Origin of the sequence: Pseudoalteromonas sp. S327 (assembly GCF_005886415.1) — a bacterium.
Classification (GTDB): Bacteria; Pseudomonadota; Gammaproteobacteria; order Enterobacterales; family Alteromonadaceae; genus Pseudoalteromonas; species Pseudoalteromonas atlantica.
In genome coordinates this window covers 14,397-26,900 of record NZ_PNDP01000030.1, presented here as the reverse complement: position 1 = coordinate 26,900, position 12,504 = coordinate 14,397, and the positions used below count along the sequence as shown (strand labels likewise).

At 41.2% G+C, this 12,504-nt stretch carries 10 protein-coding genes and 1 tRNA gene; 5 read left to right on the top strand and 6 right to left on the bottom strand.

What is annotated here, in order from left to right:
* The first annotated feature begins 112 nt into the window (after positions 1-112).
* The gene (locus CWB60_RS09180; protein ID WP_138578025.1) at positions 113-2,965 is read left to right on the top strand and encodes a hypothetical protein; all 2,853 of its coding nucleotides are present in this window, start codon (positions 113-115) and stop codon (positions 2,963-2,965) included.
* 108 nt (positions 2,966-3,073) lie between these two features.
* Here the strand turns inward: CWB60_RS09180 and cysQ are convergent, their stop codons facing one another.
* Genes cysQ through cysG form a run of 6 tightly spaced genes read right to left on the bottom strand, consistent with a single transcriptional unit; the run spans position 3,074 to position 10,035 of the window.
* Positions 3,074-3,844: a 3'(2'),5'-bisphosphate nucleotidase CysQ gene (cysQ, locus tag CWB60_RS09175; RefSeq protein WP_024032039.1), complete on the bottom strand. Its 771-nt coding sequence runs from the start codon at positions 3,842-3,844 to the stop codon at positions 3,074-3,076.
* A gap of 5 nt (positions 3,845-3,849) precedes the next feature.
* Entirely contained in the window at positions 3,850-4,446 is a 597-nt protein-coding gene (cysC, locus tag CWB60_RS09170; protein ID WP_138578023.1) for an adenylyl-sulfate kinase, read from the bottom strand.
* Between the two features lie 33 nt (positions 4,447-4,479).
* Entirely contained in the window at positions 4,480-6,204 is a 1,725-nt protein-coding gene (locus CWB60_RS09165; protein WP_054983400.1) for an SLC13 family permease, read from the bottom strand.
* A 31-nt stretch (positions 6,205-6,235) separates the two neighbouring features.
* Positions 6,236-7,660: a sulfate adenylyltransferase subunit CysN gene (cysN, locus tag CWB60_RS09160; protein WP_138578021.1), complete on the bottom strand. Its 1,425-nt coding sequence runs from the start codon at positions 7,658-7,660 to the stop codon at positions 6,236-6,238.
* A complete protein-coding gene (gene cysD / locus CWB60_RS09155; RefSeq protein ID WP_004588199.1) occupies positions 7,660-8,559 on the bottom strand; it encodes a sulfate adenylyltransferase subunit CysD in 900 nt (299 codons plus the stop codon). Before cysD ends, cysN begins: the two co-directional genes overlap by 1 nt.
* A gap of 48 nt (positions 8,560-8,607) precedes the next feature.
* Positions 8,608-10,035, bottom strand: coding sequence for a siroheme synthase CysG (cysG, locus tag CWB60_RS09150; RefSeq protein ID WP_055255188.1), 1,428 nt, complete (start codon positions 10,033-10,035; stop codon positions 8,608-8,610).
* Positions 10,036-10,316: 281 nt separating this feature from the next.
* On the opposite strand from cysG, the gene deoC reads away from it, so the two are divergent.
* From deoC to nusG, 4 genes are all read left to right on the top strand, one after another.
* Positions 10,317-11,060, top strand: coding sequence for a deoxyribose-phosphate aldolase (deoC, locus tag CWB60_RS09145; RefSeq protein ID WP_138578019.1), 744 nt, complete (start codon positions 10,317-10,319; stop codon positions 11,058-11,060).
* A gap of 149 nt (positions 11,061-11,209) precedes the next feature.
* Positions 11,210-11,286 (top strand) — tRNA-Trp (locus CWB60_RS09140).
* Between the two features lie 132 nt (positions 11,287-11,418).
* Positions 11,419-11,796, top strand: coding sequence for a preprotein translocase subunit SecE (gene secE, locus CWB60_RS09135; protein ID WP_004588203.1), 378 nt, complete (start codon positions 11,419-11,421; stop codon positions 11,794-11,796).
* A gap of 4 nt (positions 11,797-11,800) precedes the next feature.
* On the top strand, positions 11,801-12,358 hold the full coding sequence (gene nusG / locus CWB60_RS09130) for a transcription termination/antitermination protein NusG (protein WP_024032045.1): 558 nt from the start codon (positions 11,801-11,803) through the stop codon (positions 12,356-12,358).
* Positions 12,359-12,504: the final 146 nt, after the last annotated feature.

The following is a 12,504-nucleotide window of genomic DNA, read 5'->3' as shown; positions in this document are numbered from 1 at the left end:
AGCGCCATTCGAGCGGTAAAGCCAAGAGGCGGATTTATTTATTAAACTTGCTTATCCAATAATATTCAATTGATATACACTGGCAAGGTAACGTATTGATAAGGATATTAAGTTGTCACAAGTTAAAACTCTCCCTATTACAGCTACACGCTGGCTTTCCCTTTTATTGTGCGCAATTACCGTCGCAACAATTACTGTATTTTTAAGCAAAGCCGGTTTTGTACAAAAGTCATATTCAAGTTTAGGCGCTATTTTAAATGCGAGTCCTGCTTTGCATTACAGCAGCGCTTTTTTAGCCGGTATTGGCATAAAGCTGCTGCTTGATAAGTTTTATATATCGCACCCCAAACGCAGTATTGGGTTTAACTGGCGATATCCGCCGGTGACAATTGCTGTATTAGTGTCATTACTTCTGACTGCTTTGTACGTAATAACTACAGTATCAAAACTTGATGAAGCTACGTTATACGCACGAAGTTTTATGAGCTTAAAATACCTAGCACTTACGTTTATTGCCATGCTAATAACCGTGATTTATCAAATAAAGCTTTATACCAAAAAGCCAATATTTACTGCTGTATTGGTTGCTCTTAGTGCAGTCTTTATCATTTTTGCAGTCAACCTAGCTGATATAGCCCCTGCTTTTGACGTTTTCATTTATCTAGCCGTTAGCTATTTTATATTGGCGGCTTACTTATTATTTGATGAATATAGACAAAGTAAACAGCCAAGCATCATTACTGAAAATGAAGAAGTAACCATTCAAGTAAATCCAGAGCTGAATAGTTTAAAAGAATTTCAAAAATGGTTTGCTGATGATCGACCTATTGATCATAAAAGTGATTTAGAGCCCGACTTACAAGTTTATGCTGACCGAATTTATAACCGTTTGATCAATGGGGGCGATGAATATCAAAAAAAACCATTAGCTCAACATATAGCACTTTGTGGCTCGTTTGGGTGTGGTAAAAGCAGCATTGTGAACGCTATTGCTAATGACTTAAGGGTTGCGGATAAAACAGATGGGATATGGATACACAGCGATATATCAACGTGGGGCGCAGCCAGCGGCAGTGTTGCGCATGTTGTATTGAGTCATATTATCGACGATATAAGCCAGTATATTGATATGTGCGCTTTCCGTGCCTTACCTAAACATTATACCGAAGCTCTTAAATCAGGGGGGAGCGTATTTCAATTCGCTTCAACATTACTTGCTGGCCCTGTTGATATTGAGGGCAGCTTTTTAAAGCTCAACGCAGTATTAAAAGTTACAAATCATAAATTACTGATTACTTTGCAAGATGCCGATCGCGGAACAGGTGATGAAAACGAAAAACGTTTGAATGATATAGCTGCACTTTTGGATAAACTGAAAGGTAAAGGTTTAAGTCATATTAACTTTATCGTCGTAATGGGTAATGAGAATGAAGTTGCCGCTGAAGTTATTTCAAAGGCAACTGATTATAGGGAGGATGTTTTATCATTTGATGCTAGAAGAATTTTATCTAACTTTATAATTAGTTCTTTAGAATTTGCTATTAGTTACCATCAGGTTTATGCCGCTAAAATTAAAGACTGCAAACGTTTTTATATTTTAGAAGATGGTAAGTTTGTTGACACTATAGATATAGCTAAGTGGCGTATAAAAGAATTAATAAAGATTCCTTTTTATAATTCAGTAGAACTAGTCGATAAAAAAATAACTTCATTAAGGAAGTTAAAGAAAATTCTAAGGAGGGTGTCTCAAATATGGCAACCTACTGGATTAATGGGGGAAGTTAATTTTACCTCATTATTAATGAGTACTGTTTTAAAAGAAGTTTCACCAGATAAGTTTGAGCAATTACTTCAAAATAAAAGCTATCCTTCAGGCTATCAAGGGTTCGATCTTACAGAATTCATCGAAAGAATTAGTGAATACGACAACACTAATAAAGATAACTTTATGTTTGAATATTACAAAGTAATGTTTGGTTTAAAGTATAAAACGTCACCTGCACAGAAGCATACTGATCAAGTTAAAATATCCTCAGGTCAAATAAAAGAAGAGAAAGTCTTAGCAAGAATAAAAAAAGAACATCGTGAATTAACTCTTAATGATACGTGCAATTACTTTCAATATTTTGGACGAAACTTTGGAGATGTTTGTTATTTAGATAGAGTTGTATTGGAAACACTTCCCCAAAAAATATGTAGTGACCAAGAAATAATACGAGATATACGCTCTTTTTTTGAAATTAAAAAATCTGACTTTAATAAATTACTTCCTATGATTACTAAAATACTAAGTTATAACTCCACCCGGGAATACAGCTTTGAGAGGTTTATGTTCGTAGGCGAATTATTTACTGCTGATGACTTAAATAAGCATAAAAAATCGGTAGGTTATGATTTATCCGCAGTGCTTGGAGGTGATCAATCAGAACGCTTGGCTATGGATGATATTCATAAGGAAATTATTAAGATAATAGCTTCTAATATAACCCTTGAATGGCTATATCCATTATTTAAAATGTTACCGATAAAAAATGAGTGGATGATGCCGCTTGGTAATGAACAAAAAAATATTACTTTCTTATGTGATCTGATGTGTTATGTGGGTCTAAAAGCGGATAACAGTTTAGATACGGTGTTAATTCCACTCTTAAGAAGTGCCTTTAGTAAGTCAGATTTAGTAGCAGCTACACTTTTGTTTGGACTGCTAAAATCATTTTTGCGTTGTAAAGATAAAAAAGACATTAAGAATGACTTGGATTCATTTCAACTGTCTGGAATTAAACTAGTTAGTTTAATAGGTGCTGATAAGATCGAAGATGTTACTGATTTTATTTCGAGCTTTAAAGAAGTTGATTTTAGATGTATCCCAAATGCTCCTGAACTAAATAAAGATATAAGAGAACTTATCCGTAAAAAGCATACGTTTTATCAATTGATAGACAAGTTTTTGTTTAGTGCGAAATAGTGTAGATGGTCAACGGGTGCTTGTTGGGTTTCGTTCCACTCAACCCAACCTACGGTGTTTAGGTTTACATTGAGCTGCTCGTGGCTAACAGCTCGAAGCTCTTAGCTTTTATTCTTCCACCGCACTCACTACAAAATACGGATTCAAATACTCATCTTTGGTGTTATAAATAAGTGGGCTGCCATCGAGCTTAGTGACTTTAGCACCGGCTATTTCAGCAATAGCATGGCCAGCTCCCGTATCCCACTCACAGGTTGGGCCTAAGCGCGGGTAAATATCAGCGCTGCCTTCGGCAACTAAGCATAATTTTAGTGAGCTTCCTTTTGAGACCATTTCAACGTCGTCAAAGCGTTTTACAAACTCGGCTAAATCGGGTGATGGGTGCGAGCGACTGCCAACCACGCGGATTAACCCTTTATTAGGTTTGGTGGTTACTTTAAGTTCAATACGCTCATCGCCTTTGTCTTTAAACGCGCCAATATCGTTACTGGCTAAGTAGGATACGCCAAGCGCGGGCGCGTCAACGACAGCAAGCACGGGTTTGCCGTTTTCGATTAGGGCTATATTTACGGTAAATTCGCCGTTCTTTTTAATAAACTCTTTAGTGCCGTCGATTGGGTCTACTAACCAGTAGCTTTTCCATGTTTGACGAATGTCCCAGCTTATATCAGCGCTTTCTTCGCTAAGTATAGGTGTGTCGGGCGTGAGCTGTTTTAGCCCTGTCACAATGACTTTATGAGCTGCTAAGTCGGCGTCGGTTACTGGGCTTTCATCGGCTTTGTATTCAACGTTAAAGTCCTTTTCGTAAATCCCCATTATGGCTTGGCCTGCTTTGCGGGCAAGGATGAGGGTTTCTTCTAGTAGCTCGGTTTGGTTCATTGGGGTTAACCTATAATATGCTTTTGTTTTAGATACGTTATCAGTTGTGTAACCGATTGGTCTAGGGTGTTTTTACTGGTATCTAAAATTATTTCTGGGTTGTTGGGTACTTCGTAGCTTGAGTCGATACCGGTAAAGTGTTTAATCTCACCTGCGCGGGCTTTTTTGTATAAGCCTTTAGGATCGCGGCTTTCGCATACATCAAGCGGGGTATCTATAAATACTTCAATAAACTCGCCGTCATCGACTAGGCTGCGCACCATGTCGCGCTCTGCTCTAAATGGCGAGATAAACGCGGTAAGCACTAATAGGCCGGCATCGGTCATTAGTTTGGCGGTTTCGCCAACGCGGCGTATGTTTTCGATGCGGTCTTCGTCGCTAAAGCCAAGGTCTTTACATAAGCCGTGACGTACGTTGTCGCCATCAAGCAGGTAAGTGTGCGCACCTTGCTGATTAAGCGCCGCTTCTAATGCGTTGGCTACGGTGCTTTTGCCAGAGCCAGAAAAACCGGTAAACCATAAAATGGCCGGTTTATGTTTTTTTTGCTCACTACGTTGTGCTTTTGTGATTGCGTAGTTATGCCAAACAATATTTTCATCCATAGTGGTGTGTCTCTTGTACTGTAAGCGCCCGTATTAAAAAGGAAATACGAGCGGGATCAAGGTTAATACCGTGATTGAATAAATAATAGAAAGGGGCAAGCCCATTGTTATGTAATCTTTTAAGCGGTAGTTACCCGCGCTGTAAACCATAAGGTTTGTTTGATACCCAAACGGCGATATAAAACTGGCTGATGCACCAAACGCTACCGCCATAATAAAGGGTAGTGGGTCTACATTAAAACCCACTGCTAGCGAGTAAGCCACAGGGAATGAAAGCGCTGCTGCGGCATTATTAGTAATAAGCTCGGTGAATAATACGGTCATTAAAAATATGGCGATAAACGCGCCATAAGGGCCAAAATCACCTAGTACCATAAATAGGGCATCTGATATTTGCCCGGCAAGCCCGGTTTCTATCATTAATTTAGCAAGCCCTATGGCACTGCCTACAACGGCGAGTAGCTCAATGGGAAAGCGACGTTTTACTTCGCTCAGTTTAACTGTACCGCTAAGCAATAAGCCAATGAGTAACACCAGCAGGCCTTTTACTAAAGGAACTATACCTACAATGCTTAACCCTAACACGGCGGCAAAGCCTGCCAATACAATATTAGATTGTTTAGGTTTTAGATGTGTTTGTAAATCAAACCCCGATATATACACAAATTCGCGGTTTAAATTAGGTAAAGAGTAAAAGTTTTTACCTGGGGCGAGTATTAAGGAGTCGCCGGCTTGCAATTGCACTTGCCCAAGGCCGCCTTGTAAGCGGTCGTGCCCTCGGCGAATGGCAATAACAGCGGCATGAAACTGCTCTCTAAAACGCGCCTCTTTTACGGTTTTGCCAATAAACTTTGATGATTGGCTTACAACCACTTCAACTAAGTGTTCTATGTCTTTTTCGTGGTTGTCGTGCACCACTTTTAATCCGTCAAAGCGTCTTAATAAGGGCACCGATTTAATATCGCCAACAAACAGCAGTACGTCGTTTTGTCTAATAATTTGCTGAGGGGTTACTGCGTATATACGCTCATCGCCACGAATAATTTCGGCGAGAAATAAATCTTTTAAATCGCGTAGGCCGTTTTCTTCTACGGTGCGGCCAATAAGTTTAGAGTCTGCCTGCACTTTTCCCTCTAAGTAAAAGGGAATAACCTCTTGTGTGTTTTTGCCGTTGTCGGGCAGGTATTTGAGCATCACTAAAATAGTAATGAGGCCCACACTTAATGCGCCAATGCCCACTAAGGTAAAATCGAAAAAGCCCAGTGGCGCCATGCCTGCATCTACGGCAAAACCGTTCACTATTAAATTGGTTGATGTACCAATAAGTGTAATGGTGCCGCCTAATATAGCGGTGTACGACAGCGGTAATAGTAGCTTTGAGGGTGAATGATTTGGGTTGTCTTTTATGGCGGTGATAAGCGATGCCACAACCGCGGTATTGTTAGTAAATGACGATAAAAACGCGGTTGATAAACCAAGCTTTGTTACCGACTTTACTAAGCTCCCTTTAGATAACGATTGGGAAAGCTGTTGTATGAGTGTGGTTTTTTCAATAGCGATTGAAACCAGCACTAATAATACGAGGGTAATGAGCGACGGGTTTGCGTAGTTTACTAACATGCTTTCAAGGTCAATCAGGCCTGTTAAATAACCCGTACCAATAGCACTTACAAATAACCATGCTGGATTAATGCGGGTGCCAAAAAGGCACCCAACTAAGGTAAGCATAATGCCTGTTAAAACGAGCTGCTCTACCATGCTTTTATATTCCTAACAGACATTTTTATACTTACAGTTTTGAAATATCAAGCGCTTGCCAATGTGGGAAGTGCTTGCGTACTAAGCTATTAAACTCAATTTCAAAGTCGCTGAAATCGCTGTTTTGTTTTTCGCTTTTTAGTACTTGCTCAATCATACCTGCGGCAACCGTTAAGTTAGATAAACGGTCGATAAGGATAAATGAGCCAGTTTCGTGGTTGTTGTGATACTCGTCAGCTAATATTGTTTCGCTTAGTTCAAGCGTGACAATGGCAATTTCGTTTAGCTGAAGTGAATCGGCTGTGCCGTGCTCTAGGGTGTTTACATCAATAGTGTGGTCAATCTTTTTAACCACGGCTGATGTATTTTTGCTACCTAGTTTAATGTTGTAGCTTTTACCTAGTACCAGCGGTTCTTCGTGCATCCACACAAGTTTAGCTTTTATAAGATTAGTAACCGTTGCACTTGAGCTTTGCGGCACAATGACATCGCCGCGGCTAATATCAATTTCGCTATTGAGGGTAACGGTAATTGCTTGGCCGGCCTCTGCGTGATCTAGGTTGCCATTAAAGGTCACAATTTCTTTAATACTTGATGTTTTACCCGACGGTAATACTTTTATTGCATCGCCAACTTGTAATTTACCTGATGCCAATGTGCCCTGAAAACCACGGAAGTTTAAGTTAGGGCGCACTACATATTGCACAGGCAAGCGTGCTTCAAAGCCGGTATCGGTTTCGGCCGCTGGTGAGTCTTCTAAAAGCTCAAGCAATGGCTTGTCGGTGTAATAAGGCGTATGAGCAGAGCGGGTTACTACGTTGTCGCCTTTAAGCGCCGACATAGGCACAAACTTAATGTTTGATACGTTAAGTTGCTCAGCAAATTTAAGGTAATCGGCTTTAATTTTTTCATAAACGGTTTCGTCAAAATCAACGATATCCATTTTATTAATCGCGACCACAAACTGTTTAATACCTAGTGAGTCACAAATAAAGCTATGACGCTTAGTTTGTACTTGCACACCGTAGCGGGCATCAACCAAAATAATGGCTACATCGCTTGTTGATGCGCCTGTTACCATGTTGCGTGTGTATTGCTCGTGCCCTGGGGTGTCGGCAATAATAAATTTACGCTTAGCCGTTGAAAAATAACGGTACGCTACGTCAATAGTAATACCTTGCTCGCGCTCAGCTTGTAGGCCATCTACTAGTAGCGCTAAGTCTAGCTCTTCGCCTGCGTTACCTACTTTTTCGTTATCTTTATGAAGAGCTGCTAGCTGATCTTCATAAATTTGGTGGCTGTCGTGCAGTAGGCGGCCAATCAGTGTTGATTTACCGTCATCTACGCTGCCACAGGTAAGCATACGCAATAAGCTTTTATCTTGTTGGCGTGCTAGGTAGGCGTCTATGCCAATCTCTTTTACTTCGTTAATGGTGTCGTTAGTATTGGTAGACATTAGAAATACCCCTCACGTTTTTTCTTCTCCATTGAGCCTGCTGAGTCGTGATCTATTACACGGCCTTCACGTTCAGATGACGTAGATAGCAGCATTTCTTCAATAATTTCTGTTAGGTTACTGGCTGTAGATTCAACTGCCCCGGTAAGTGGGTAGCAGCCTAAAGTACGAAAACGTACCGACTTCATTTGTGGTACTTCGCCCTCAGCAAGTGGCATGCGCTCATCGTCGACCATAATTAAGGTGCCGTCGCGCTCTACTACTGGGCGCTCTTTCGCTAAATAAAGCGGAACCATTTCAATGTTTTCTTGGTAAATGTATTGCCAAATATCAAGCTCAGTCCAGTTAGACAGTGGGAATACACGAATGCTCTCACCTGGGTTAACTTGGCTGTTGTAAGTATTCCAAAGCTCCGGACGTTGGTTTTTAGGGTCCCAGCGGTGGTGTTTATCGCGGAACGAGTAAACACGCTCTTTAGCGCGAGACTTTTCTTCATCGCGGCGTGCACCACCAAATGCAGCATCAAAGCCGTATTTATCTAGCGCTTGCTTTAAGCCTTGGGTTTTCATTATGTCGGTATGTTTACCCGAGCCATGCTCAAACGGGCTAATACCCATTGCCATGCCTTCTGGGTTTTTGTGTACCAGCAGGTCAAAACCGTATTCTTTTGCAAGGCGATCGCGAAACTCAATCATTTCACGAAACTTCCAGTTGGTGTCTACGTGTAATAACGGAAACGGAATTTTTGCAGGGTAAAATGCTTTACGCGCTAAGTGCAAAAGTACCGATGAATCTTTACCAATTGAGTAAAGCATTACTGGGTTCTCAAACTCAGCGGCGACTTCGCGCATGATTTTGATACTTTCAGCTTCAAGTTGCTGAAGGTGAGTTAAAGCCATTGTTAGTCGTCCTACTAAAATGATTAAAAGTGATTAAGTAAAATATAATTATGTATTTGATACGCCGGTCAGCGGCTGAGCAAAGCTACTGGTTTGCTCGTTTTGGCCAAACCATGCAAGCTGCGAGTGCAGGGCGGCTACTTCGCCAATAATAAGTAATGCTGGCGATACCACACTGTTGCGCTCTATTAAATCTGCAAGCTCACCTAATTGCCCCGTAACAACACGCTGGTTTTTACGCGTGCCGTTTTCGATTATGGCAACTGGCGTATTAGCGCTGCGGCCATGTTTTAAAAGCTGAGCCTGTATATGTGGCGATTTAATAACGCCCATATAAATAGCTAAAGTTTGATGCGCTTTAGCAAGCGATTGCCAATCGAGCTCCTGGCCATCTTTTTTACAATGCCCTGTTACAAACTGGATGGCTTGTGCGTGGTCGCGGTGAGTAAGCGGAATACCCGCATACGCGCTACAACCAGCGGCGGCAGTTATACCCGGTACTATTTGATAATTAACATTATTGGCAGCCAGTACTTGTACTTCTTCGCCACCACGTCCGTAAATAAATGGGTCGCCGCCTTTAATGCGACATACTTTTTTGCCTTGCTTGGCAAAATCAACCAGCATTTGGTTGGTATCTTCTTGCGCTACACTGTGATTGCCCATACGCTTGCCTACGCAAACTAAATCGGCATCACGGCGTACTAATTCCATAATTTCATCAGACACTAAATAGTCGTATACAACGACATCGGCTTGCTGCATTAACTGCAATGCTTTAAGTGTTAAAAGCTCAGGGTCGCCTGGGCCTGCACCCACTACATACACTTCGCCTTCTGGCTCGGCTTTGGCATCAAGCATTTGATCTAGTTGTGCTTGTGCTGCATCGGTATTACCTGTTTGCACTTTGCTTACGACTGATGAATCAAACACGCCTTCCCAAAATTGGCGACGATCGGCAAAGTGCTTAAAGCGCTGTTTTACTTTGTCTCTAAAACTGCCAACTAAAGTAGCCAGTGGGCCAATGTGTTGTGGGATTAACGTTTCAAGCTTTTCACGTAGTCGCCGAGCAAGTACTGGCGCGGTGCCTGCACTTGAAATAGCAATGGTTATTGGGTCACGGTCTACAATTGATGGGAATATAAACGTACATTTAGGTTGGTCATCAACCACATTTACAAATACATTGCGTGCGTTAGCTAGCTCAAATACATTGTTGTTTACTTCGTCTAAGTCTGTGGCTGCTATAACCAGCATTTTGCCATCAAGGTGCGACTCATCAAAATAGGCATCAATAAGCGTTACTTCATTGTTTTGTGCATGTTCTTTTAATTCATCACAAAACCAAGGTGCCACTAAGGTTACATTTGCGCGGGCTTTTAAAAACGCGCGACATTTGCGTAATGCGACCTCTCCACCGCCAACAACCAGCACAGGTTTGTTGTCGAGTTTGGTAAAGATAGGTAAATACTGCACGTGGTTAACACCTCTAAGTAAAATCTAAAATAAAACGCTATTGAGCAGGGGGCAGAATATAGCGCGCACTAGTAAGTAAAAAATAATTAAAACCAAGTTTATATAACCAAAAGTTATAATGGGTGGTTGTTTTAGGTTTAAGCCTTAATCTATAGGGGATTAACGCGCATTACACGCAAAATAATGTGCTTATAGTGTTTGGTTATGAGCTATAGCGAGATTACGTTAATTTGTTACTATGGCGCTAAACCTAATTTATCGCCTACTTAAAGGGATTACGTATGACTGAACAACACAACGATGCACACTTAGCTGTATCGCTTATGGATTTAACAAGCCTAAACACCTCAGACACGGCCAGTGATATTCAGCAGCTTGTAAATAGTATTAACCCTAAATTGGGCACGCCTGCTGCAGTATGCGTTTACAGTGATTTTGTAGATGATGCAAAAATAGCACTGGCTGCGCGTGAGCTTAACCATGTAAAAGTAGCAACGGTTACAAATTTTCCTAGTGGTGATGCGCCACTGAGCGATGTGATAAACGAAACACTGCTAGCAATTGAGCGCGGCGCGGATGAAATAGATTTAGTGATCCCGTATAAAGCACTTATTGCTGGCGAGCACAGCAAAGTGCTTGAGTATGTAACTCAAAGCAAAAAAGCCTGTGGTACAAAAGCGCAATTAAAAGTAATTATAGAAAGTGGCGAACTTAAAACTGCAGAGCTAATCACTAAAGCTACAAACTTGGCTATTCAAGGCGGGGCTGATTTTGTAAAAACCAGCACAGGTAAAGTGGCAATAAATGCAACGCTTGACGCAACAAACGTGATGCTCAGCGCTATTAAACAATCGGGTAAGGTTGTTGGTTTTAAAGCCGCAGGCGGAGTTAAAACTGTTATTGATGCAAAGGAGTATTTAGCACTGACACGCTCAATTATGGGCGATGACTACTTACAAGCCGCTACATTTAGGTTTGGCGCATCAAGCTTACTAAGTGATGTATATAAAGTATTAGAAAAATAACCATTAAATTAAGCACTACGCCTTTATATAAGAGAGTAAATGATTGGCAGGCGAAACAATAATGGAATTAATTAATTAGATTTTCCTATGTGGGTATCTTTTAGGCTTGTGTTAATGATTTGCGTAAGTATAATAGGCATCCACTTTGCAGGGGCGTAGTTCCAATTGGTAGAACAGCGGTCTCCAAAACCGACGGTTGGGAGTTCGAATCTCTCCGCCCCTGCCATTTTTACTCATAAGTTGAGTAAGTCTGGGGTTAAAAATCGGTTTAAATAAGTCTGTTTTTAAGTTTAGATTTTAATGGATTAACCCTGCCGTTGTGTAGGGTTGTTGTGTCTGTAGTTAAGGTAATAATATTATGAGCACGAATGTAGAAACACCATCAAGTGCGATGGAGTCGGTAAAGTGGTTAGTAGCAATCGCGCTACTTGCAGGCGCAGTTGTTGGTAATCACATGTTTGCAGATCAGTCTGTATTACTACGTGCAATTGGCGTTGTGGTTGCTATAGCAGCAGGTTTAGGTATTGCCTCGCAAACCGCTAAAGGCCGTGACTTTTTAGCATTTGCTAAAGAAGCACGCATTGAAGTACGTAAAGTTGTTTGGCCAACGCGTCAAGAAACTACCCACACGACATTAATCGTAATGGTTGCAACAGTGATTATGGCGCTTATCCTTTGGGGATTAGATGGCATTTTATTCCGCGCTGTAGGCTTTTTAACTGGATTGGAGATCTGATCCCATGTCGGATGAGAACAAAGAAATTAAATTACGCTGGTACGTTGTACAAGCATTCTCTGGTTACGAAAAGCGTGTAGCGCAAACGTTATCAGAGCACATTAAAATTGAAGGTCTTGAAGAGAGCTTTGGTGAGATATTAGTACCAACAGAAGAAGTTGTTGAGATGCGCGCCGGTCAAAAGCGTAAATCTGAGCGTAAATTCTTCCCAGGTTACGTACTAGTACAAATGGATATGAACGATGCAAGCTGGCACTTAGTGAACAGCACTGAACGTGTAATGGGCTTTATTGGTGGTACTTCTGACCGCCCAGCGCCTATTAGTTCTAAAGAAGCAGAACGCATTCTTAACCGTCTTCAAGAAAACGCTGAAGCACCTAAACCAGCTACATTATTTGAGCCAGGTGAAGTTGTGCGTGTTACTGATGGTCCATTTGCTGACTTTAGCGGTGTTGTTGAAGAAGTTGACTACGAAAAGAGCCGCGTGAAAGTGTCGGTACTTATTTTTGGTCGTTCTACACCGGTTGAACTTGAATTTGGTCAAGTTGAACAAGATAAGTAATTGATTAAAAAAGCTTCGCCATTATTTACTAAAATTTTGGCACGAAGCTTGAAAAAGGCCGCTGATTAACTTATAATCAGCGGCCTTTTTGTATTAAGGCAAAAATTTATTTTTGCTCGCAAAAAGTACGAAACCAATTTTTAAAC